Origin of the sequence: Pseudomonas sp. IT-P218 (assembly GCF_949767605.1) — a bacterium.
GTDB lineage: Bacteria > Pseudomonadota > Gammaproteobacteria > Pseudomonadales > Pseudomonadaceae > Aquipseudomonas > Aquipseudomonas putida_AE.
In genome coordinates this window covers 1-22,105 of sequence record NZ_CATKQQ010000003.1, presented here as the reverse complement: position 1 = coordinate 22,105, position 22,105 = coordinate 1, and the positions used below count along the sequence as shown (strand labels likewise).

23 protein-coding genes are annotated in these 22,105 nt (G+C 62.2%); 11 read left to right on the top strand and 12 right to left on the bottom strand.

Going from position 1 to position 22,105, the window contains the following annotated elements; translation table 11 throughout:
- Positions 1–50: 50 nt before the first annotated feature.
- Entirely contained in the window at positions 51–953 is a 903-nt protein-coding gene (locus ACM6I6_RS02055; protein ID WP_274076902.1) for a LysR family transcriptional regulator, read from the top strand.
- 120 nt (positions 954–1,073) lie between these two features.
- Here ACM6I6_RS02055 and ACM6I6_RS02050 read toward each other — a convergent pair whose 3' ends face one another.
- Both ACM6I6_RS02050 and ACM6I6_RS02045 read right to left on the bottom strand, forming a co-directional pair.
- The gene (locus tag ACM6I6_RS02050; RefSeq protein ID WP_414919288.1) at positions 1,074–1,916 is read right to left on the bottom strand and encodes an NAD-dependent protein deacetylase; all 843 of its coding nucleotides are present in this window, start codon (positions 1,914–1,916) and stop codon (positions 1,074–1,076) included.
- Positions 1,917–2,046: 130 nt separating this feature from the next.
- Positions 2,047–3,093: a class I SAM-dependent methyltransferase gene (locus ACM6I6_RS02045; RefSeq protein ID WP_274076903.1), complete on the bottom strand. Its 1,047-nt coding sequence runs from the start codon at positions 3,091–3,093 to the stop codon at positions 2,047–2,049.
- A 415-nt stretch (positions 3,094–3,508) separates the two neighbouring features.
- Here ACM6I6_RS02045 and ACM6I6_RS02040 point away from each other — a divergent pair, with 415 nt between their 5' ends.
- The 3 genes from ACM6I6_RS02040 (at position 3,509) to ACM6I6_RS02030 (ending at position 6,568) form a co-directional block, all read left to right on the top strand.
- Positions 3,509–4,843: an acetamidase/formamidase family protein gene (locus ACM6I6_RS02040; protein ID WP_323607978.1), complete on the top strand. Its 1,335-nt coding sequence runs from the start codon at positions 3,509–3,511 to the stop codon at positions 4,841–4,843.
- A 143-nt stretch (positions 4,844–4,986) separates the two neighbouring features.
- A complete protein-coding gene (locus ACM6I6_RS02035) occupies positions 4,987–5,826 on the top strand; it encodes a DUF692 domain-containing protein (protein ID WP_274076905.1) in 840 nt (279 codons plus the stop codon).
- Positions 5,819–6,568 (top strand): DUF2063 domain-containing protein, encoded by a 750-nt coding sequence (locus tag ACM6I6_RS02030; RefSeq protein ID WP_414919287.1) that lies wholly within the window; start codon positions 5,819–5,821, stop codon positions 6,566–6,568. The genes ACM6I6_RS02035 and ACM6I6_RS02030 overlap by 8 nt, the downstream gene beginning before the upstream one ends.
- A gap of 44 nt (positions 6,569–6,612) precedes the next feature.
- On the opposite strand, the gene ACM6I6_RS02025 is transcribed toward ACM6I6_RS02030, so the two are convergent.
- Complete coding sequence (locus ACM6I6_RS02025) at positions 6,613–7,923, bottom strand: ATP-binding protein (protein WP_274076907.1); 1,311 nt, start codon at positions 7,921–7,923, stop codon at positions 6,613–6,615.
- Positions 7,920–8,660 carry a response regulator gene (locus tag ACM6I6_RS02020; RefSeq protein ID WP_046816306.1) on the bottom strand — a complete coding sequence of 247 codons (741 nt, stop codon included), beginning with the start codon at positions 8,658–8,660 and terminating at the stop codon, positions 7,920–7,922. Before ACM6I6_RS02020 ends, ACM6I6_RS02025 begins: the two co-directional genes overlap by 4 nt.
- Before the next feature lie 302 nt (positions 8,661–8,962).
- Between ACM6I6_RS02020 and ACM6I6_RS02015 the strand changes: the two genes are divergently transcribed.
- The 3 genes from ACM6I6_RS02015 (at position 8,963) to ACM6I6_RS02005 (ending at position 10,858) form a co-directional block, all read left to right on the top strand.
- Complete coding sequence (locus ACM6I6_RS02015) at positions 8,963–9,226, top strand: DUF2790 domain-containing protein (protein ID WP_180206203.1); 264 nt, start codon at positions 8,963–8,965, stop codon at positions 9,224–9,226.
- Positions 9,227–9,274: 48 nt separating this feature from the next.
- Complete coding sequence (locus tag ACM6I6_RS02010) at positions 9,275–9,487, top strand: hypothetical protein (RefSeq protein WP_406592304.1); 213 nt, start codon at positions 9,275–9,277, stop codon at positions 9,485–9,487.
- A gap of 156 nt (positions 9,488–9,643) precedes the next feature.
- Positions 9,644–10,858 (top strand): cytochrome c biogenesis protein DipZ, encoded by a 1,215-nt coding sequence (locus ACM6I6_RS02005; RefSeq protein WP_274076910.1) that lies wholly within the window; start codon positions 9,644–9,646, stop codon positions 10,856–10,858.
- A gap of 15 nt (positions 10,859–10,873) precedes the next feature.
- Here ACM6I6_RS02005 and ACM6I6_RS02000 read toward each other — a convergent pair whose 3' ends face one another.
- Entirely contained in the window at positions 10,874–11,860 is a 987-nt protein-coding gene (locus tag ACM6I6_RS02000; RefSeq protein WP_274076911.1) for an AraC family transcriptional regulator, read from the bottom strand.
- 178 nt (positions 11,861–12,038) lie between these two features.
- Between ACM6I6_RS02000 and ACM6I6_RS01995 the strand changes: the two genes are divergently transcribed.
- A complete protein-coding gene (locus ACM6I6_RS01995; RefSeq protein ID WP_008063076.1) occupies positions 12,039–12,308 on the top strand; it encodes a DUF4242 domain-containing protein in 270 nt (89 codons plus the stop codon).
- 39 nt (positions 12,309–12,347) lie between these two features.
- On the top strand, positions 12,348–13,160 hold the full coding sequence (locus ACM6I6_RS01990; RefSeq protein ID WP_414919286.1) for a class I SAM-dependent methyltransferase: 813 nt from the start codon (positions 12,348–12,350) through the stop codon (positions 13,158–13,160).
- Positions 13,161–13,484: 324 nt separating this feature from the next.
- Here the strand turns inward: ACM6I6_RS01990 and pcsA are convergent, their stop codons facing one another.
- Positions 13,485–14,207: a phosphatidylcholine synthase gene (gene pcsA, locus ACM6I6_RS01985; RefSeq protein WP_274076913.1), complete on the bottom strand. Its 723-nt coding sequence runs from the start codon at positions 14,205–14,207 to the stop codon at positions 13,485–13,487.
- A 248-nt stretch (positions 14,208–14,455) separates the two neighbouring features.
- Here pcsA and ACM6I6_RS01980 point away from each other — a divergent pair, with 248 nt between their 5' ends.
- Positions 14,456–15,199 (top strand): tellurite resistance TerB family protein, encoded by a 744-nt coding sequence (locus tag ACM6I6_RS01980; protein ID WP_323607971.1) that lies wholly within the window; start codon positions 14,456–14,458, stop codon positions 15,197–15,199.
- Positions 15,200–15,298: 99 nt separating this feature from the next.
- Here the strand turns inward: ACM6I6_RS01980 and ACM6I6_RS01975 are convergent, their stop codons facing one another.
- Both ACM6I6_RS01975 and ACM6I6_RS01970 read right to left on the bottom strand, forming a co-directional pair.
- Positions 15,299–15,742, bottom strand: coding sequence for a cupin domain-containing protein (locus ACM6I6_RS01975; protein ID WP_414919285.1), 444 nt, complete (start codon positions 15,740–15,742; stop codon positions 15,299–15,301).
- A gap of 42 nt (positions 15,743–15,784) precedes the next feature.
- Positions 15,785–16,210 carry a potassium channel family protein gene (locus ACM6I6_RS01970; RefSeq protein WP_274076918.1) on the bottom strand — a complete coding sequence of 142 codons (426 nt, stop codon included), beginning with the start codon at positions 16,208–16,210 and terminating at the stop codon, positions 15,785–15,787.
- A 99-nt stretch (positions 16,211–16,309) separates the two neighbouring features.
- On the opposite strand from ACM6I6_RS01970, the gene ligD reads away from it, so the two are divergent.
- Entirely contained in the window at positions 16,310–18,925 is a 2,616-nt protein-coding gene (gene ligD, locus ACM6I6_RS01965; protein ID WP_414919284.1) for a DNA ligase D, read from the top strand.
- Positions 18,926–19,043: 118 nt separating this feature from the next.
- Here the strand turns inward: ligD and ACM6I6_RS01960 are convergent, their stop codons facing one another.
- From ACM6I6_RS01960 to ACM6I6_RS01945, 4 genes are all read right to left on the bottom strand, one after another.
- Positions 19,044–19,721 carry a DUF3313 domain-containing protein gene (locus tag ACM6I6_RS01960; protein ID WP_274076921.1) on the bottom strand — a complete coding sequence of 226 codons (678 nt, stop codon included), beginning with the start codon at positions 19,719–19,721 and terminating at the stop codon, positions 19,044–19,046.
- 43 nt (positions 19,722–19,764) lie between these two features.
- Positions 19,765–21,033, bottom strand: coding sequence for an OmpP1/FadL family transporter (locus ACM6I6_RS01955; protein WP_274076922.1), 1,269 nt, complete (start codon positions 21,031–21,033; stop codon positions 19,765–19,767).
- Positions 21,034–21,231: 198 nt separating this feature from the next.
- Positions 21,232–21,510, bottom strand: coding sequence for a DUF3303 domain-containing protein (locus ACM6I6_RS01950; RefSeq protein WP_274076923.1), 279 nt, complete (start codon positions 21,508–21,510; stop codon positions 21,232–21,234).
- A gap of 177 nt (positions 21,511–21,687) precedes the next feature.
- Entirely contained in the window at positions 21,688–22,089 is a 402-nt protein-coding gene (locus tag ACM6I6_RS01945; RefSeq protein WP_414919283.1) for a hypothetical protein, read from the bottom strand.
- Between the last annotated feature and the right edge of the window lie 16 nt (positions 22,090–22,105).

The following is a 22,105-nucleotide window of genomic DNA, read 5'->3' as shown; positions in this document are numbered from 1 at the left end:
TTCAATCTTGCCGCTTGAAGCTTGCAGCTTACAACTGGAGCAAAGCGACCATGACCATCAAGCAGATCCGCGCCTTCCTGGCCGTGGCCCAGAGCCTGAGTTTCGCGGTGGCCTGCGAGCGCCTGCACCTGTCGCAATCGGCCCTGAGCCTGACCATCAAGGCCCTGGAAGAAAGCCTGGGCGGGCGCCTGTTCACTCGCAACACACGCAATGTGGCGTTGACTGCCGAAGGCGAAGCCCTGGTGCCGCTGGCGCGCCGCCTGATCGCCGATTGGGACAATGCCGAGGATGATCTGCGCCAGCGTTTCACCCTGCAGCGCGGGCGCGTGACCCTGGCGGCCATGCCATCGTTCGCCGGCAACCTGCTGCCGCCGATCCTCAAGACCTTCCGCGCGCGGTATCCAAAAGTCAACGTCACGGTCAACGACGTGATCAACGAGCAAGTGCTGGAAATGGTCCGTGACCGCCAGGTGGAACTGGGCGTGGCGTTCGAGCCGACCCAGAGCTCGTCGCTGCAATTCACGCCGTTGTACATCGATCGCTTCGTGGCGGTGGTGCCCGCTGATTCGCCGTTGGTCGAACTGGAGGTAGTCGACTGGCCGACCTTGCTCAAGGAACCGTTCATCACCTTGCAGCGACCGTCGACGGTGCGAGTGATGCTGGAGGAACACTTGCAAGCCCGGGGCATGAAGTTGCCGGTGGAGTTCGAAAGCCATCAACTGGCTACGGTGGGGCGGATGGTTGCCAGCGGGCTGGGCGTGAGCGCCGTTCCGGCACTGTGCGCCGGGCAGATGCGTGAACTGGGGGCGCGCTGCATCACCTTGCGTGATCCGGTGGTGGAACGGGCGCTTGGGGTACTGACGTTGCCGGGCGGGGAGTTGTCGGCGGCGGCGCAGGCGTTGTTTGATGTGCTCAAAGAAGAAAACCTCGGCGAGCGAGTTTTCATGAGCTGATCACAAGTCCCCCCTGTGGGAGCCAGCCTGCTGGCGATGGCGGTGTATCAGGCGCGGGAGATGTTGAATGTGTCGGCCTCATCGCCAGCAGGCTGGCTCCCACAGAGGGATTGGGTTGTGTCAGGTGTTTAGGCGTTGTGCCAGTAACGGTAAAAGCTGTTCGCAGGACATTTCTATTTTCATATCCAGAATCCCGTCCGCCCGGGTCTTGCCCAGGTTGATCGCCAGCAGCGGCTTGCCCTGGTCCACCACCGCCCGGCACAGGCGAAACGCCGAGTACGCCATCAGCGACGAGCCAACCACGAGCAACCCGGCCGCCTTTTCCACCGTGGCCATCGCTTTTGCCGCAGTTGCCTGTGCGACGTTCTCGCCAAAGAACACCACGTCCGGTTTCATCCTCTCTCCCGCGCAATGCGGGCAATGCGGGACCTGGAAGCGTGCTTCGAAGGCTGCATCCAGCAGGGTATCGCCGTCCGGGGCCTGCACCGCGTCAACGCCGGCCAGATAAGGATTTTGCGTTTCCATCAGGTGCTGGATCGAATCGCGCTCACTGCGTTTTCCGCAGTCCAGGCACAGCACCCGGTGCAGGCTGCCATGCAGTTCGATCACGTCATGGCTGCCGGCCTGGTCGTGCAGGGTATCGACGTTCTGGGTGATCAAGCCGCTGATCCACCGGGTGCTCTGCAAGCGGGCGAGGGTGTCGTGGGCCACGTTCGGTTGTGCCTGACGCACCCGCGGCCAGCCCAGCATCGCTCGCGCCCAGTAACGCCGCCGGGATTCGGGCGCCGAGAGAAATTCCTGGTACATCATCGGCTGGCGGCCGCGCCGCACGCCCTGGTTGTCGCGATAGTCGGGAATGCCCGACGGCGTGCTGATGCCGGCGCCGGTCAGGACCGCGAACGGCTCGTCGGCCATCAGGTGCTGGAGGCGATCGAGTTGTTCGTGGATCTGGTGGTCGAGCATCTTCAACACTCCGGGGGCCAGGGACGAACGAATGTAGGAGCTGCCGCAGGCTGCGATCTTTTGATCTTGCTTTTTAACATCAAAATCAAAAGATCGCAGCCTGCGGCAGCTCCTACAGGGTGCGGGCGGGTTACTTGCGTGCTTCAAGGATCAGGTTGAACGGCGTTTCCGTGGCCCGGCGGAAACTCGAGAACCCCGCCTCGCTGAACACCTTGCGCAACCGCGCCTCGCCTGCCTGGGCGCCGAGGCCGAGGCCGACTTCCTGGGACAGCGAGTTGGGCGTGCAGATGAAGGTCGAGGCGGCGTAGAACAGCCGGCCGACCGGGGTGATGTTGTCGTCCAGCGAGTCGTTGGCGAAAGGTTCCACCAGCAATACCGTGCCGTCCGGCTTCAACGACTCGTAGGCGTGTTTGGCCGCGCCCACCGGGTCGCCCATGTCGTGCAGGCAGTCGAAATAGCAGACCAGGTCATAGTCGTCGCCGGGGTAGTTCTTGGCCGTGCCCTGGAAGAACTGCGCGCGGCTGGACACGCCACCTTCTTCGGCGCGCTGGGTGGCGACCGTGACGGACGGCGCGTGGTAGTCGAAGCCGACGAACCGCGAGTTCGGGTACGCCTGGGCCATGATCACCGTCGACGCGCCATGGCCGCAGCCGATGTCGGCGACCTTGGCGCCTTCCTCCAGCTTGGCCACCACGCCGTCCAGGGCCGGCAACCATTCGGCGATCAGGTGCGCCTTGTAGCCGGGCCGGAAGAAGCGTTCGGTGCCGCTGAACATGCACGGATGGTGATCGCCCCACGCCAGGGCGCCGTCGCCGCGCATGGCCTTGACCAGTTTGTCCTTGTCATGGAAAAACGATGCAACCACACCGATGCCACCGGCGATGTAGACCGGAGAGTCTTCGATGGCCAGCGCCAGGGCTTGCTCTTCGGGCAGGCGGAACTGGCCGTCGCGGTGTTCCATGTAGCCGGAGGCGGCGTGGGCGCTCAGCCATTCGCGCACCAGGCGGGGGTTGCAGCCGGTCTTGTCGGCGAGCGCTTGGGGGCTGATCGGCTGGCTGTCGGCCATGGCCCGGTACAGGCCGAGTTCTTCGCCGAGGATGACGTTGGCCAGCATCGCCGCGCCGCCCATGTCGCCCACCAGTTTGCCCATGAAATCGTTGAGTCTGGCCTCGTCCATCACGTGTGCTCCTTTGCAAGGATCACGGTCCGGAGGCTTTGTCTGTCCGGGCGGTGGTCGTGGGAATGAACAGGACGCTGAGCAGCTCCTGTGTGCATTAAGTTTAGTTTGCATACCGTGCAGAGTGGCCTGGAGCGACGAAAGTCCCCTGACCGATACCGACCCCCTGTGGGAGCGGGCTTGCTCGCGATAGCGGTGTGTCAGTCTACAAATAGGCTGGATCTGCCGGCCTCTTCGCTGGCAAGCCAGCTCCTACAGGGTATTGGTCAGCAGTGCCTGTGTGTGTATCCCACTGTATCTAACTGGCCCCTCGATACAGTCCCGCTCTATTGCTGCTTATTGCCGAACACAGACCAGATACAAACCTGCGCTGAACTGTGAGGACTATTCGCGCCTGACACCGTAGAGGATCACCATGACAACGCTTGTGCCTCAACCCACTCTCAACGCCACGCCGGTCAATCGCCTGCGGGTCGATCGCTACACCAACGGTATCATCGGCCCGAGCCAGCCGATGCTCGGCCCGCTGGCCGACGGCGGCACGCTGATCACCGGGACGCCGCCAGGTTGCTGGGGGCCGATGATCACGCCAGCTTTCGAGGGCGGCCATGAAGTGACGCAGCCGGTGGCCATCGCCGGGGCGCAGATCGGCGATGCCGTGGCGATCACCATCAAAAGCATGCGCGTCACGTCGCTGGCCACTTCGTCCGGGGTCATGAGCTTCGTCGAGGGGCGCTACAACGGCGATCCGTTCGTCGCCAAATTCTGCTCCAAGTGCGGCACCGAGCATCCGGCCAGCCATGTCGAAGGCATTGGCGAGGACGCGATCCGCTGTAACCACTGCGGCGCCGAGGTCAGCGCCTTTCGCTTCAGCCACGGCTATGTGATTGTGTTCGACGCGCAGAATCAGGTCAGCCTGACGGTCAACCAGGACATCGCCAATCAACTGGCCGGCAAGGCCTCCGAGATGTCGGCGCTGCCGGAGTTCGCCGCGCAGCATTCGATCCTGTCCCTGGCCCGCGCCGACATCCCCGGCGTCGCCGCGCACATGCGCCCGTTCCTCGGCAACATCGGCACCCTGCCGTCCCGGGATATTCCCGACTCGCACAACTGCGCCGACTTCGGCCAGTACCTGATCAACGCCCCGCACCGTTTCGGCATGAGCCGCGAGGAGTTGCACGCGGCCAAGACCGACGGCCACATGGACACCAATTCGATCCGCGAAGGCTGTGTGCTGATCTGCCCGGTGAAAGTGCCGGGGGCCGGGGTGTACATGGGTGACATGCATGCGCAGCAAGGCAACGGCGAGATCGCTGGCCACGCCACCGATTGCTCCGGGGAAACCGAGGTGGTGGTGCAAGTGGTGAAAAACCTGACGCTGGAAGGGCCGATCCTCCTGCAAAACCTCGATGACCTGCCACCGATGGCGCGGCCGATGAATGCCGGACAGCGCGCGAAAGTCCGTGAGCTGGGCGAGCGTTGGGGGCAGCACGAGATCGAACAGAGCGGCCCGATCACCTTCATCGGCAGCGGCGAGAACCTCAACCTGGCGGTGGAGAACGGCTTGACCCGCGCCGCCGCGGTCACCGGCCTGCCCTATGACGAAGTGCTCAATCGCGCCACCATCACCGGCTCCATCGACATCAGTCGCCTGCCCGGTACCGTGCGCGTGACCTTCCTGTGCCCGATGGACGTGCTCGACTCCATGGGCATCGGTGATCTGGTGCGCGAGAAATACGACCTGGCGTAAAGCCGGGCAGCGGGTCTGTATCAGAGTGTATACAGACCCGCTGCCGATACACGCTTTGCGGTTTTCTGTCAGCACGCCACACAGACCCGATACATCCCTTCGATTAACTGTGATGACGTTCTGACAACCTTGGAATCGACATCATGCATACCTCCATCACATCAACCAGGGCCAGCGCCGGGCTCGGCCTGCGTCGCGGCTTGATCAAGGACCTGCTGGCCGCCCCGGCCGGCCATTTCGACTTTCTCGAAGTCGCACCGGAGAACTGGATCGGCATCGGCGGCGCCCACGGCGCGGCGCTGCGGACCCTGGCCGAGCGCTATCCGTTGTCCTGTCATGGCTTGTCCCTGTCCCTGGGCGGCCCCTCGCCACTGGACGTCGAATTCCTGCGGGAGGTGCGGGTCTTCCTCGATCACCACCAGGTGCCCCTGTACAGCGAGCACCTCAGTTACTGCAGCGATGACGGCCACCTGTATGACCTGTTGCCATTGCCCTTCACCGAAGAAGCGGTGCATCACGTCGCCGCGCGCATCCGCCAGGCCCAGGACATTCTCGGCCGTCGCCTGGCGGTGGAAAACGTCTCTTACTACGCCGCCCCGCAGCAGGACATGGACGAGGTGACGTTCACCAACGCCGTGCTGCGCGAAGCCGATTGCGACCTGTTGCTGGACGTCAACAACGTGTACGTCAACTCGATCAACCACGGGTTCGATCCGCGTACCTTCCTGGCCGGGATCGACGCGAACCGGGTGGTGGCCATGCACATCGCCGGGCACTTCGATGAGTCCGATACCCTGAAAATCGACACCCATGGCGCCTCGGTCAAACCCGCGGTTTGGTCGCTGCTGGCCGACGCCTACGGCCGATTCGGCGCGCAACCGACCTTGCTGGAAAGGGATTTCAACTTTCCGGCGTTTTCCGAGCTGGTTGTCGAGTTGCAGACCATTCGCCGCTTGCAGACCGAGGAGGTGAACCGTGGCTAAGCGCACGCTGCACGACCAGCAAAACAGCATGGGCCTGTACTTGCGCGATCCCGAGCGCTACGCGCCGCCGGCGGAAATGGACCCGGCGCGGGCCGGGGTGTATCGCGACCTGGTGTTCGCCAACCTGTCGTCGTTGATCAGCGGCACCTTTCCGGTACTGGTGAAGATTCTCGGTGATGAGCACTGGCGGACATTGGTGCGAATCTTCCTGCGCGACTACCGCGCCCATACTCCGAAATTCGGTGAAATCGCCGAGGAGTTTCTCGAGTTTCTGGCTTCCGGGCCTGAGGCGTTGATCGATGGACCCTGGCCGCCGTTCATGGTCGAGCTGGCGCATTACGAATGGGTGGAAATGGCCCTGCAACAATCCGAGGCCGAACCTTTGTCCGGCGGCGATGCCGATGGCTTGCTGGATCGACCTTTACAGGTTTCGCCATTGGCCTGGCCCTTGGCGTATGCCTGGCCAGTGCACCTGGTCGGGCCGGATTATCAGCCTGATACACCGCCGGATCAGCCGACGCTGTTGCTGGTGCGCCGGGACCTGGATTTTAGCGTGAAGTTTTCCGAGTTGAGCCCGTTGGCGTTTCGTTTGTTGCAGCGCATCGAGGAATTTCCCGGGCAGACCGGACGTGCACATCTGCAGGGGTTGGCGGCGGAGGCGGGGATGACGGAGTCTGTGGAGTTTATTGAAAGCGGTCTGGGGTTGTTGCGGCAGATGCAGGGGGAGGGCGTCATTGCTTGAACGAACATGGATCGTTCCCACATGCGTGGGAACGATCAACAGTATCACCCGCGCAATTTCAGCTCCGCACACAACCCACCACCCTCACGATTGCTCAATGTCAACGATCCCCCGATCGCCAACGCCAGCTGCTGCGCAATCGCCAGTCCCAACCCGGTGCCACCCGTGCTGCGGTTACGCGAATTTTCCACGCGGTAGAACGGTTGCATGACCTGGCTCAGTTCCGCTTCGGCAATCCCCGGGCCGCGGTCCATGACCTTCACCGACACGCTGCCATCGGTTTGCTTTTCCACCAGCAGTTCCGCTGCTCCGGCGAACTTGAGGGCGTTGTCCGTCAGGTTCACCAGCACTCGCCGCAAGGCGTGGGGGCGGGTGTCGATGACGGTGGTGCTTTTGCCGCTCAGCTGCACTTGCTTGCCCATGTCCTGATAATCGAACACCAGGCTGTCGAGGAACGAGTCCAGGTCGGTGCGCCGGCTTTCTTCAGTGGCGCCATGGACGCTGCGGGCATACGCCACGCCTTCGCGCACCAGGTGTTCCATCTCGCCGAGGTCGTTCCACAGCTTGTCTTTCTCCACCGAGTCGTCCATGAATTCGGCGCGCAGTTTCATCCGCGTGATCGGCGTTTGCAGGTCATGGGAGATCGCCGCCAGCAGTTGCATGCGTTCCTTCAGGTAGGCGGCGATGCGCGCCTGCATGGCGTTGAAGGCCTTGGCGGCGTGGGCCACTTCGGTCGGGCCTTTTTCGTCCAGCAGCACCGGGTGGGTGTTGGGGTCGAGGCTGTCCACGGCTTCGGCGAGGCGGGTCAGGGGGCGGATGGCGATTCGCACGGCCAGCCAGGTGCAGGCAATCATCAGCGCCAGTTGCCCGAGCAGCATGAAGGGCAGCCAGGGCGACAGCGGCACCATCGAAGGCCGCACGTCGATGGTCAGCGGGCTACCGTCCGCCAGTTTCAGGTGCACCTGGAAATGTTTCACCGGCCCGGGAATATCGGTGAAGGTCATCGGGTAGTCCTTGCCGATGGAATTCTTGATCGAGGTCATGGCAATCGGTGCTTCGGGCATGTCCGTGTCCATGGAGGTACCGGGCGAGCCTTCACTCAACAGATAGCGATAATTGCGCCGGTCCAGTTGTTGCAGCCAACTGGCGCGTTCTTCGGCCGGCAGGCGATCGAGGATGGCGATGGAGGTCGAGACGTCGGTTTCCAGGTTGCCGAGCATGGTGTTTTTCGAGATTTCATAGCGCTCGTAGTACTGCGCACCGAAGGACAGCGCCTGGGCGAGGATCAGGCCGACCAGGAAGATCAGCGACAGCCTTGACGCCAGGGTGCGGGGCCAGCGAAGCGTGCGGTTCATGCTGGCGCACCGACGATTTCCACCGGCAGGGAAAACACATAGCCCTCGCTGCGCACGGTCTTGATGTAGGCCGGTTCGCGGGCATCGTCCAGCAGGCGCTGGCGCAGGCGACTGACCAGCAGGTCGATGGAGCGATCGAACAGGTCGGCGTCGCGGCCCTGGGTCAGGTTGAGCAACTGGTCGCGATTGAGCACTCGTTGCGGGTGATCGAGGAACACCCGCAGCAACCGGTACTCGGCGCCGCTGAGGGCGACCATGGTGCCGTCGCCATCGAGCAGGTGTCGGGCGGAAGTGTCCAGGCGCCAACGACCGAAGGCCAGCAGGCGGCTGGATTCGGTCACCACCAGGTTCGGTGGCAGCATGCGTGTGCGGCGCAGCACGGCGTTAATCCGGGCCAACAGTTCGCGGGCGGCGAAGGGCTTGACCAGGTAGTCGTCGGCACCCATTTCCAGGCCGATGATGCGGTCGGTTTCATCGTTGCGCGCGGTGAGCATCAATACCGGGGTGGCCTTGTGTTTGCCCGTGCGCAGCTCGCGGCAGAGCATCAGGCCATCGTCGCCGGGCATCATGATGTCCAGCACGATCAGGTCCACCGGCGTGGATTCGAGGAAGCTGCGCATCTGCCGGCCATCGGCCACGACTGTGGTGCGCAGGCCATTTTTCTTCAGGTAGTTGCCCACCAACTCTCGTATCTCGCGGTCATCGTCAACGATGAGAATGTGATCGACGTGCTCCATGGATTTGCCTCTGTCAGTGGGGGATGTCGCACAGTCTATCGAGCCTTGGCCCGCTCGCCCGTCGCCCTTTGTATTGCAGTGTATCTGGCCTGTGGGTGGATACACACCGACGCAAAAACAGGCATTTCCCGGGGTTTTGTATCCCTCTGTATCCCGGCCCGGTCCAGATACTTTCCGATTTACCCGCGCCGGTTCCCGACACATGCGGGATACCTCGCGGGCTTCTAATAGGTTCCATCGAGGCAGACCACAGCGCCTCTACCCAACCAACGATCTACCTGTCGAACCTTGAGGAAACCACCATGAACACCAAAGCCATCTACGCCGCTTGCCTGTTTGCCGCCCTGAACATCTGCACCTTGTCGGCCCGCGCCGAAGCGGATGTGACCCCGATGAGCTACAGCTACGGCACGCACCTGGACATCAAGAAAGTGGTGTCGTTGAAACAGGATGCCTCGCCCTCCTGCGGCGTGGTGAATGCACAGCTGACCTACCTGGATTCCCAGAGCAAGACCCAGGTCCTGGACTACCGCAAATTGGCTGACAACTGCAGCTCGGACAACTGAGTCCAGCGATCACGCTTAGCGCATTCCACTCACGCCAGGAAGAACATCATGAACAACGTTACCCGCTTTTTGACCGCTTTTGCTTTCTCCGTTGCCGGCGCCGCGGCCCATGCCAACGCCGCTGTAGAACAGAACGCTTGTGGCAGCAGCACCTGCTTTCAGCTGAAGCCGGTGGCCGAGAAGGGCGGTGATGCCTTACTCGCCGAGAACGGTTCCAGCCGTACACCGCAAGGCAAGTTGCTGGATGGCCAGACGGCCTGATTTCCGAATACCACGCCGATCCCCTGTAGGAGCTGGCTTGCCAGCGAAGGCGGTAGCCCATACAACCCGGGTTGTGGCCGTTAGACCGCTTTCGCTGGCAAGCCAGCTCCTACAGGGGGCGGTCCATGCCACCCAAAATTTTCAATGGTGACCCCCATGTTACTCATCGCTTTCCTGGGCGGCATATTGACCGTCCTCAGCCCCTGTATCCTCCCGGTCGTACCCTTCCTGTTCGCCGGTGCCGACCGTACGCGCTCGTCGATCATGCTGACCCTCGGCGGCATGGTCCTGACGTTTGCCCTGATCTCCAGCCTGGCCGTGGTCAGCAGTGAATGGGTGATCCAAGCCAGCAACACCGGGCGCCATGTGGCCCTGATCGTGATGGTGCTGTTCGCCCTGTCGCTGATTTCCGCACGGGTCGGCGACTGGTTGGCGCGTCCGTTCGTTGCCCTGGGTAATCGCATCGACCCCAACAGCCGCAAGATGTCCGGCCCGCTGAGTTCGGTGATGATCGGCGTGGCGACCGGGCTGCTCTGGGCGCCGTGCGCCGGGCCGATCCTCGGGGTGATTCTGACCAGCGCCATGCTGCAAGGCGCCAACGCCGGGACCAGTCTGTTGCTGGTGGCCTACGGCCTGGGTAGCGCATTGTCCCTGGGCACCTTGATCTTCGCCGGTCGTGGCCTGGTCAATCGCCTGAAGCCGTCGATCCCGGTCACTGGCTGGTTGCGTCGGGGGGCCGGTGTGGCGGTGTTGGCCGGGGCGGCGGTGATTGCCACCGGCACCAACGATGTACTGCTGGCCAATACCTCGTCGCAAGGGGTCAGCAGTGTCGAGAAAGGCTTGCTGGAAAACGTGCCGAAGGTCGTCGATTACTTCGTCAGCAAGGTCAAGGCCGAGTCCATGGACAACGCCCAGGGCGCCATGCCGTCCCTGACCGGTGCGGTGGAGTGGATCAACTCGCCAGCGCTGACCAACGAATCGCTCAAGGGCAAAGTGGTGCTGGTGGACTTCTGGACCTTCGACTGCATCAACTGCAAGCACACCCTGCCGTACGTCAAGGACTGGGCGAAGAAGTACGAGAAGGACGGCCTGGTGGTGATCGGCGTACACACCCCCGAGTACGGGTTCGAGCGCATCATCGACAACGTCAAGGACAAGGTGAAGGAATACGGCATCACCTACCCGGTCGCGATCGACAACAACTATGCGATCTGGCGCAACTTCGACAACCAGTACTGGCCGGCTCACTACCTGATCGATGCCAAGGGGCAGGTGCGTTATACCCACTTTGGCGAGGGCAGCTATGAGACTCAGGAGAAGGTGATCCAGCAGTTGCTGGAAGAGGCGAAGGCCGCTGCTCCAGCGGCTTGAGATCAAAGGACCGCATCAATGGCTCACCTCACCGTGGGCCATTGTGCGTTTCTCCTGACTGCGCCGCCACGCGGCTGGCGGCGCACCATACTCACGACGGAAGGCCCGACTGAACGCCGTGTCGGTCTGGTAACCCACCTCTTCGGCGATGCGTATCAACGAACTGTTACTGCTGCGTAACAGGTTGGCGGCCAGCAACATGCGCCATTGCGTCAGGTACTGCATCGGCGAAACCCCCACCAGTTGCGCAAAGCGTTCTGCCAGGACCGATCTCGAGGTGCCGGCCGTGCGCGCCAGTTCATCCAGGGTCCAGGCGTGGCAGGGTTTCTTGTGCAGGGCGTTGAGGGCCGCACCGACGATCCGGTCGCTCACGCCGGCCAGCCAACCGGTACGACCCTCGCCGTGTTCGTGCATGTACAGGCGCAGCACTTCGATGAACAGTACCTCGGCCAGTTTCGCCAGCACGCCTTCGCCGCCAGGCCTTGGCGAGCGCGCTTCGGCCAAGGCATAACGCACCGAAGATTCCAGCCAGATGCCGGCGTTCGAGCCACGCACATTGACCCTGACCACGGGCGGCAGCCCTGCCAGCAACATGCCGGCCAGACGCGTGTCGCAGGCCAGGTAGCCGCACACCAGGCGCGTCACCGCGCCGCCACCGCCATAACTCAACTGCCGCGGGCGCCGCGCCAGTACCTCGTCGAGCCGCGCACCGCTGGCGGGCGTCAACCCGGGGCGCGAACTCATGCGATGGGCGTGCCCCTGGGGGAATATCACCACGTCGCCGGGGTTGAGCAGCAGCGGTGGATCATCCCCCAGTTCGACGTAGCACTCGCCCTCGGTGATGAGGTGAAAGATCACCACCCGTTCGGCGCCAGGCTCCAGGAACGGCGCCGCCGTGTCTGCGCTGGGCGACTGATAGCACCAGGGCGCGGTGAACCTGGCGTTGATGAAGATCGCGCCGACCAGGCGGACGACACGCAGGGTCTGTGACAGGGCGTCCATGGGCGTTTTTCCCGTGTGGGGGTTTCCGATTGTGAACGCGTCACGGCTTAACGTGAATTCTCCGGACGATCGGGCAGTGTTGGCCGACGATCGGACAGGACGCCAGTCAGCGGCAGAGAGATAGTTCGCACACAGGGCCACCGGGTCCTGTCATCAATAACAATAAAGTGAGGTTGCCATGCCCAAGTTCGTCATTGAACGCGAGATTCCAGGCGCCGGAGCACTGTCAGAAAGGGATTTGAAAGCCGTCTCGCAAAAATCCTGCAGGGTGTTGCGCGAGTTGCCAGAGGTGCAATGGCTGCAGAGTTATGTCACGGGCGACAAGCTCTATTGCGTGTACATCGCGCCTAACGAAGAGCTCATCAGGGAGCACGCCAGGCAGGGCGGCTTCCCGGCCAATCGCATTTCCCAGGTCATGAACATCATCGATCCGACCACGGCTGAGTGAGCGTGCGCCCGATCCTGTTCCAAACCAGAGATTGTCTCCATGAGTACACCTATTGATCTTGCTGCCTTGAAAACCCGTCAAATGGCCGCGTGGGCCAGTGGCGACTACGCCGTGATCGGCACCACCCTGCAGATCGTCGGCGAGCAACTGGCCGAGGCCTGCGACCTGCTGTGCGATGAGCAGGTGCTGGACGTCGCCGCCGGCAACGGCAATGCGACCCTGGCCGCTGCGCGTCGCGGTTGCCGGGTTACGTCCACCGACTATGTCGCCGCACTGCTCGAACGCGGCGAAGACCGCGCCCGTGCGGAACGCCTGAACGTGACCTTCCAGGTGGCTGACGCCGAGGCGCTGCCTTTCGCCGATGGCAGTTTCGACGCCGTGCTTTCAACCTTCGGCGTGATGTTTGCCCCCGACCAGGCCAAGGCCGCCGCGGAGCTGGCGCGGGTGTGTCGCCCGGGAGGGCGGATCGGCCTGGCCAACTGGACGCCGGAAGGTTTCGTCGGCCAGATTTTCAAGACCCTGGGGCAGCACATGCCGCCACCACCCGGCGCGCAACCGCCGTCGCTGTGGGGTACCGAAGCCTGGCTGCGCAAGCACTTCGACGAGCACGACTTCCTGCTGCAGGTCACTCGCCGGACCTTCAACTTCCGCTATCGCTCGGCCGAGCATTTCATCGACACCTTCCGCAGCTGGTACGGTCCGATCCACAAGGCCTTCGCGGCACTGCCCCCCGATGGCGCCAAGGCCCTGGAAGACGACCTGACCGAGCTGCTCAACCGATTGAATCGGGCGGGGGACAAGTCGATGGTGGTGCCCAGTGAATACCTTGAGGTGGTGATTACGATACGTTGAGCCCTCTCGGCCATGGATGGCCGATGGCGACGGGCCCCCTGTAGGAGCAGCCGGTCGACGCTCGGTTGCTCGCGAAAAACCTGAGAGCACCGCGGTGTATCAGGGGGCCCGCGTCATCGTTGATCTCCATCGCGAGCAGGCTCGCACACAGTAGATCGGGTACGGCCGCGGTAGATGGGTCGTCTGGCAGGACGCCTTCGCTGCGATGCGGCGACCCGACAAGCCAGCTCCTACAGTAAATCGGGTACGGTCGTGAGCTACGTGGACAACCTCCGCCCCGGTTTGCGCGGGGAGCCGAGTCGTACGATATGGATAGGCATGGCGTTATTTGAGCCGCGACTCGCCGAACCACTCAAGCGCCGTGCGCCAGAAACAGATCCCCAGAAAATACGCCGACATCAGCAGCCAAAGCCCCATGACCAGGGGATTGATCACCGGGTGGTTGATCACCAGGGACAGGCTGCACAGCAGCCAGATCGCGGTCACGGCAATGTTGATCGGCATGAAGCGGCGCACCCGGAACGGATGCAGGAATTTCATGCGGGTCAGCGTCAACAGCGCCAGGCCGATCACGGTGAGGAAGGTGATCCAGGGCGACGGCGCAATGATGTACAGGCACAGGGCAACCACGTTCCACGCCGCGGGGAAGCCCTGGAAGTAGTTATCCTTGCTTTTCATATTGACGTTGCAGAAGCAGAACAGCGACGACACCAGGATCAGCGACACGGTCAGCAGCAGCGTGTAGTCCGGCAGCGGGATATAGCGATAGATGAACAGTGCCGGGATGAACACGTAGGTCAGGTAATCGATCACCAGGTCGAGAATCGAGCCGTCGAAACTCGGCAGTACCGTCTGCACATTGACCTTGCGCGCCAGTGCGCCGTCCAGGCCATCGACGATCAGGGCCACGCCCAGCCATAGCAGGCAACGGGTCGGCTGGTTTTCGAGCAGGGCGAGGGTGGCGAGGAAGGCGGTGACCACGCCGGTAGCGGTAAAACCATGGGCACCCCAGGCTTTGAGCCTGGCGATGTGTAGGGTTGATATCACGGGGGCGCTCTCCAGAAAGTGCAGCAAGCCAGTCATCGCCCTCTTCTGGCGGGCGGCGGCAAACCGGGTGGGGTTGCAGGTATCGACCGGGTATCCGGGAATAAGGTTCACCCCCTATGAATCTTAGCTGCGCCACAAGAAAACACTGCGGATAAAACGGCGCTGTGTCAGCCAGACGGTGGTAGCACATTCACCCGCGAAGGCTATCGTTGTCTGACTGGATCACTCCCTTCGATGAGGACGTCGTCATGAACACCAGCGATCTGCTCGAACAATTACTGCGGGCCGGCCAGGGCTCGAGGGCGCAACAGGGCGGCGGTGGGGCGTCGGCTCAAGGTGGCCTGGGTGACCTGGGCGGACTGCTCGGCGGCCTGTTGGGCGGTGGTGGCGCCAGCAGCGCCGGGGCAGGCGGCATGGGCGGCCTGGGCGGGTTGCTCGGCGGCTTGCTGGCTGGAGGCTCGCGAATGGGCGGTGCGCCGCAATCGCGCTCCGGGGGTGGTGCCAATTATGCAGCGCTGGCCTCACTGGGGATGATGGCCTTCCAGGCTTACCAGGCCTGGCAACGCAGCCAGGCCACGCAGCAACAGCAGGCGCCGCAACAGGCGATGCGCACGGTGGACATGCTGGCCGGGCCGGAAGTCGAGGAACACAGCCATGCGATCCTGCGGGCATTGATAGCGGCGGCCAAGGCCGATGGCCGGATCGACGAGGCCGAAACGCTGATGATCAGCAAGGAAATCGGCCGTCACACCGACGACCCAGAGCTTCAGCAATGGCTGGATGACGAAGTCGCCAAACCGCTTGACCCTTGCGAAGTGGCACAGTCGGCAACGGATTCCGGCATGGCTGCGGAGATGTACCTGGCCAGCGTGATGCTGGTGGATGATCAGCAGGATGCCGAACGTAGTTACCTGGATGAACTGGCAGCGGCACTGGGCATCGAGCCGGATCTGCAAGTGCATCTGGAACAGCAGGCCCACGGTACCGCCTGACGAGAACCCTGTAGGAGCTGCCGAAGGCTGCGATCTTTTGATCTTGATTCTTTAAAATCAAAAGATCGCAGCCTTCGGCAGCTCCTACAGGGGCGACGATCACGAATTCGGGGGGTTTGGCACCAGGAACGTCACGCCAAAGCGCTCGGCCACCTCGAATATCCGCGGCAGGTCCTCGGGTACCTTGAACTGATCCATCGCCGTGAAAAACTGCCCGCCCCGGGGATCGGATACCACGCCGATCATCTTCGCGGTGGGGCTGACGTTCTTGTAGGCATGGATCGACCCCGCAGGAATGTGCACATAGCCCCCGGCCGAGACGATGCTGGATGTGCCTTCGACGGTCACTTCGACCTGCCCCTCCACCACATAGAACGCCTCGTCCCACGGGTGAAAGTGCGGGGGCGGGCCGCCACCTTGCACGCCTTCCTGGATATGCATTTCAAAGGGTTTGCTCAGATCGCCGCCGGCCAGGACAGTGATCGTTTCGCCCACGACATTGACCGATGCCGGTGGGGCCTGGAGGACATGGACCGTGCGCATGATTACTCTCCGCAGATGAGACGGCACCTGCCGATTGTAGGCTTATTTGCCCTTCCAGTACTTCTGCATTTCCAGGAACAGAAAGGACGCGGTCCATGAGATGAGCACCAGCCCGGTAAGGGCTTGCAGACCGGTCAAGTACTTGAGGTCGCCGACAGGCGAAATATCGCCGAAGCCGATCGTCGTGTACGTGGTGAAGGAGAAGTAGACGCAGTCCATCAGCGAGCCGTCGAAGTTGCCTGTCAGGCTGCCCCATTTGCCGGAATGCACCATCAGGTAATAGACCAGGGCAAAGCACCAGACCTCTATCGCGTGGGCCAGGAGGGCGCCGAATACCCCGACGACAATTCTGAAGCGGCTCCACAACTTGAGCCGTGGCAGCCAGTCATTCATGCGCAGCAAACATTCGTAATGGATCACCACGGTGATGATGACCACCAGCGTATTGATCAGCGTGACTGCCAACATGGCAAATCTCCAGCGAAAAAGGACTGAACCTTCGCGCACTCATCCGGGGTCTTATGACAATAACGGTTTGACTCAAGTCATGAACCCGGCGGAGGCGCCATGGACAAGCCGCTCGAAAAATACAACGACATGCGGGACTTCGACAAAAGCCCCGAGCCTTCCGGTGTTTCCAGGTCTCGCGGTCGAAAGGGCAAGGCCCATGCGCTGCTTTTCTGCATCCAGAAGCACGATGCAACCCGGCTGCATTACGACTTCAGGCTGGAGCTCGACGGTACGCTCAAAAGCTGGGCGGTGCCCAAGGGACCGTCGCTGGACCCCAAGGTCAAGCGCCTGGCGGTGCATGTCGAAGACCATCCGCTGGATTACGCTACCTTTGAAGGTAGCATCCCCGAAGGCCACTACGGTGCCGGTGATGTCATCGTCTGGGACCGAGGCGTGTGGATTCCCCAGGAGGATCCGGCCAAGGCCTACGCCAAGGGCCGGCTCAAGTTCGAACTGCAAGGCGAGAAGCTCGCCGGATTGTGGAACCTGGTGCGCACGCACATGCCGGGCAAGCAGGAGCAGTGGTTCCTGATCAAGCATCAGGACGGTGCCGCCCGGCCGCAAAGCGATTACGACGTGGTGGCCGCCGAGCCCGACAGCGTGCTCAGCGAACGGACCCTCATTGCCAAAACACCCAAGGCGGCCAAACCCAAGGCCGTCAAGCAGCCCGCTGCGCCAAAGCATAAAGAGCCGCGCAAGGAAAAATCCGCACCCCTGACCGGCGCACACAAGGCCAAGCTGCCGGACCAGATCAAACCGGAACTGGCGACGCTGGTGGAAAAGGCCCCGGGTGGCCAGTGGAGTTATGAGGTCAAGTTCGACGGCTACCGGATCATGGCGCGCATCGACCACGACGAGGTCAAGCTCTTAACCCGCAACGGCCACGACTGGACCCACAAACTGCCCGGCCAGGCCAAGGCGCTGGCCGGCCTGGGCCTGGAATCGGCCTGGCTCGACGGCGAAATGGTGGTGGCCGACGAGCAGGGCGTGCCGGACTTCCAGGCCTTGCAAAACGCCTTTGAGGCCGGGCGCAGTGGCAACATTCTCTACTACCTGTTCGATATGCCCTATCTCAATGGCGTGGACCTGCGCGAGGTGCCCGTCGAGGAACGCCGGGCTGCGCTTTCGACGGTGCTCAAGACCAGCAAGGACCCGTTGTTGCGCTTCTCCGAGTCCTTCGGTGAAGACCCGGAGGCCTTGCTCAACAGCGCCTGCCAGATGCAAATGGAAGGCCTGATCGGCAAACGCCTGGGTTCACCCTATGTCTCAAGGCGCAGCAGTGACTGGGTCAAGCTCAAGTGCAAGCATCGGCAGGAATTCGTCATCGTCGGCTTCACCGACCCCAAAGGTTCACGCAGTGCCTTCGGTGCACTGCTCCTGGGGTTGCATGACAAGGACAGCGGTGAGTTGCGCTACGCCGGCAAGGTCGGCACCGGGTTTACCGAGGCGACCCTCAACAGCATCCATGAACAACTCAAACCCCTGAAGACAAAGAAACCCGCTGTGGTCAACCCGTCCAGCGGTGCCGAGTTCAAGGCCGTGCACTGGCTCAAACCCAGCCTGCTGGCGGAAGTGGCCTTTGCCGAAATGACCAAGGACGGTTCGGTGCGCCATGCGGTGTTCCATGGCCTGCGTAACGACAAACCTGCCAAAGACATCACCGAGGAGCGTCCAACTGCCGTGAAAACTGCCCCTGGGAAAAAAACTGCCGCCGCCAAGCCTTCCCCCGACAAGGCATCCGCCGCGAAGAAGAAAGCCGAACCCGCGCCGTCGCAGATCGGCCTTGACCAGGGCAAGGTGCGCATCACCCACCCGGACCGGGTCATCGACGCCAGCAGTGGCGCGACCAAAGTGCAACTGGCGGAGTATTACGCCAGCGTCGCCGAGTGGATTCTGCCGCAGCTCAAGGATCGCCCCGTGGCGTTGGTGCGGGCGCCGGATGGCATCGGCGGCGAACTGTTTTTCCAGAAAAACGCCGAGCGCCTGGCCATCCCCGGCATCACCACCCTCGACCAGAAACTCACAGGCCAGCCGATGATGGTCATCAACAACGCCGAAGCCTTGATCGGCGCGGTGCAGATGAGCACCGTCGAGCTCCACACCTGGAACGCCACCTCGGACCACCTCGACAAACCAGACCGCTTCGTCCTCGACCTCGACCCGGACCCGGCGCTGCCGTGGAAACGCATGGTCGAGGCCACCCAGTTGACCCTGACGGTGCTCGATGAACTGGGGCTCAAGGCGTTCCTCAAGACCAGCGGCGGCAAGGGCATTCACCTGGTGGTGCCACTGACCCGCAAGCTCGGCTGGGATGAGGTCAAGGACTTCAGCCATGCGATTGTCAGCCACATGGCCAAAATGCTGCCGGAGCGTTTTTCCGCGGTGTCGGGGCCGAAGAACCGGGTGGGGCGGATCTTCATCGATTACCTGCGCAACGGGTTGGGCGCGACCACCATCTGCGCCTACGCCGTGCGTACCCGCGAAGGGTTGCCGGTGTCGATGCCGATCTTTCGTGAAGAGGTGGAAGAGCTCAAGGGCGGCAACCAGTGGAACATTCACAACGCGCATGAACGCCTGGCCGAAGTGGGCGATGAGCCTTGGGCGGACCTGAAGAAAACCCGGCAGACGATTACTGCGGAGATGCGCCGGCGGGTGGGGATGAAAAAAAACTGATACCCCTGTACACCCCTGTAGGAGCTGCCGCAGGCTGCGATCTTTTGATCTTGATCTTAAAAATCAAAATCAAAATCAAAAGATCGCAGCCTGCGGCAGCTCCTACAAAGGCCGCGGGTTATTTGTTGATGAACGCCTGGAAGTCGCTACCCAACTTGTCGATCGCCGTCTTGAAATCCTGGGCGGTGATTTTCTGTTTGTCATTTTCCAGCGTGGTGCCAAAGACCTTGCGCACGACCCGGCCTACGGACTGATTGTTCTTGGCGTCGATGAACTCGGCCTCTATATACAATTCGGTGTTTTCATCACGGATACCGGTCGCTGCGGACACACCGCCCACGACCGCTGCGATAGGCACCACTTCATACCAGTGCATGCCTTCGGGAGAGGCACTGACCCCGGTGATCGCTGCACGCATGACCAGGGTCTTCGAACCGGCCGGCGCGGCGGCCGGGCTGGAAACGACCCGGTACTTCTGCCCCAGCGTGGTCTTGGCCTTGTTGGTCATGTAGTTCTGGATTTCGCTCAGCGTCTGCTGGTTGACCCGCTCATTGGGCTTGGGCGCCGGGTACATTTCCAGACGGGTGAAGGCCACGGTGTCATAGGCATTCGGGTTGAATGACGGACTCACCCAACGCATCGCTGTACCGCCGCTGGGCGTCTCGACTTCCTGCAGGTTGTTGTAGGTGGACAGGTAGCCGGAGTACTGCTCCTTCTCGGTGACTTTCGACGTACAACCGCCGAGCATGAGCCCGGCCAGGGCAGTGCCGACAAGCAATTTGCGGGTCAGGTTCATAGTGCTGTTTACTCCTTGGTTAAAATCGTTTTTTTTTTAACTATCAGAAACGCCAGGTCATGTTGCCGGTCAGGGCCGAAATCCAGGCAGTGTCGAACTGACCGGAAACTCGATTGCCCGACGTGGATTTGGTCTGGTCTACCGGCATATCCCCAAGATAGACCATGGCCCAACTGACGTTGACGTCGGTGTCCTTGTTCACAGCATAGGTGGCTCCTGTGGCAATGCGCCAGGATTCGGCCATTGGCACGGTCAACGTGCGGTCGCTGTCCGAAACGGGACTGCTGTCGTATGCCACGCCGACGTTCCACAGCAGTTGCGGCGTGGCCTGGTACTGCGCGCCGAGCGCCAGTTGCCAGGTGTCCTTGTAGTTGGCATCGATTGTAGTCGAGCGCGCATCGATGGACGTGGTGTCGACCTGCACGCCGACCTCGCCGAACTCCGACCAGTCCTGCCAGTTGACCGAGGCGAGCAGGGCCCACTGCCGATCCAGTTGCTGGAAAAGGCTCAGGGTCACGGTTTGTGGCACCGTCAGATCGAGCTGGGTGTTCAGGCCATTGAGCCTGTCCAATGCCGGGCCATTGCCTTTGATGTCCAGCCCGTCTTCGAAGTCCAGATCGACCTTGCTGGTGTAGGTCAGGCCAATTCGCGTGCCGGTTTGCGGGGCGTAGATCACCCCCACGTTCGCGCCAAAACCCCAATCCTCGTCCTTGTACTTGAACTGGCCGTCGCCGCGATCGGTGAAGCCGAATGGCGAGCGGTCGATGGCGGTCTGGGCCTGCAGCATGCCGTACATGGCCTTGACGCCGACGCCTACCGACCATTGCTCGTTGAACCGGTAAGCCACGCTCGGCACCAGAGACAGACCGCCGAGGCTGGCGTTCTGCGAGAAGTAGCGCCCGGACCAATCGTTGTCGTAATTGACCGCCAGGCCAAAGTCGGCGTACTGGCCAAAGCCGATGCTCCAGTGGTCGTCCAGTTCATGGGTGATGAAGAAGCTGCCGCCGGGAATCGGATCGAGGGCGTTGCCACTGCCACTGCCCGGGACATTGGTGTCGCCGTCGCGATTGAACTCCAGGTTACCGTAGAGCACCTGCAAGCCACCGGTGATTTGCGTGCCCGGCAGATAGCTCATGCCCGCCGGATTGCTGGCGATCGTCGAGGGACCCTGGGCTCGGGCAGCGGCACCGGCGTTGGCCAGGCCTGCGTTATCGGTGCCGATTTCGTAAAGCATGATGCCGCCGGCGTGGGCCTGCTGGCAGCACAGTGCTAACAGGGTGACGGCGGGCAGGGCGGATGTTTTTACCTGCATGGGATCACCTGCGCAAATGACCATGATGTACTGGCGTTAATCCCCTGGAAGAAGTCCCGTGACGGCCCCAGGATTTTGGATCACTCGCGAAAGAGCGTAGGTATTTATGCTGAAAAATCCAGTCATTGGGTAAGTTAAACCGCCAGCTCCAGCCTCCCCGAGTCAAGGCGGCGAGATTGCCTCGCCGCCTAGATGCCCTTACCTGCCGGCAGTGGCTGCCAGTAGAGGCGCCACCTGTTCGTCGGTCAGTGCCGCCTGGACCTTCATGGTCATCAGGTCGCTCCATTGCAGTACCCACTGCTGGATCGGTACCGCGTCGTTGGCCTCTGCAATGCCAAAACCGGCCGCGCCGCCGACGGCGTGCCAGCGCCCGAGCATCTTGACGCCGTCCGGTGGCGCGCCGCCGGTCTTGAGAAAGCGTTCGATCGTACTGTTGCGATTGGCCGTACTGATTTTCCAGCTGACGATGAATAACATCTGCCACCTCCTTCCAGGGATTGGCACCTGTGTGTCTGCGCGCACCGGGTTGGCGCCGGGACCACGGTCACGTTTGCCTTGCCAGGGTCATCCTGCCTGGCCTGAAACGCTTGCTCCCTTGAGAAGGCATAGCAGCGCCGCGCACTTCACGTACGACCGTCGATCTTGTTCGGGGTGTCAGCTATCGCGCAACAGGTCGTTGGCGTTGAGCAGGTCGTAGGCGATTTCCGGGCGTTTTTCCATGGCGCGACGAATCGCGGCCGGGATCGAGGCGCGGGTCTTGCGGCACAGCCCCGGCAGTTCGCCGACCTGGATGCCGATGCCACGCATGGTCCGCACTTCGTTGAAGCTGGGCACGATGTCCACGCGGATGCCCAACTGCTCGAACATCCGCCGTTGCAGGTGCTCGAGGTCCTGGAGGCTTTGCAGGTTTTCCAGGCGGTCGACCAGGCGTTTTTCTTCGGTGCGGGTCAAAAACAGGATGCGCAGGTCCGCGCCGGGTGTTTCCAGCAGCGGGTCACGCCCGCAGTCGCAGGCACCGGGCGGGCAGGGTTGGCGGATCGGAGCGGAGGTGGTCATGGGGTTCAATCATAGA